At 62.5% G+C, this 251-nt stretch carries 1 pseudogene; it reads left to right on the top strand.

Going from position 1 to position 251, the window contains the following annotated elements:
* A pseudogene (locus SB754_RS21795) lies at positions 1-228 on the top strand (lipase); the annotation flags it as partial.
* Positions 229-251: the final 23 nt, after the last annotated feature.

The following is a 251-nucleotide window of genomic DNA, read 5'->3' as shown; positions in this document are numbered from 1 at the left end:
ATCATGACGCGGTACGACGAACTGGTGGTGCCGTACACGAGCGGAAATATCGTTGCCGCCAATGCGACCAACATCGTTGTCCAAGATGGTTGTTCGCAAGACTTCTCCGAACACGCCGGCATCGCCGGGTCACGCCGTGCCGCCACCTTTGTCCTCAATGCGCTCGACCCGGAGAACCAGCAACCCGTCGGCTGCTGGTTTGCCGCCCCGTTCACCGGCTCCTCCTGACCCCACCGTCGAGCGTGCCGAAC

It is taken from the genome of Leifsonia sp. SIMBA_070, assembly GCF_046534635.1.
Taxonomy (GTDB): domain Bacteria; phylum Actinomycetota; class Actinomycetes; order Actinomycetales; family Microbacteriaceae; genus Leifsonia.
This window is presented reverse-complemented; position numbering and strand designations above follow the sequence as displayed.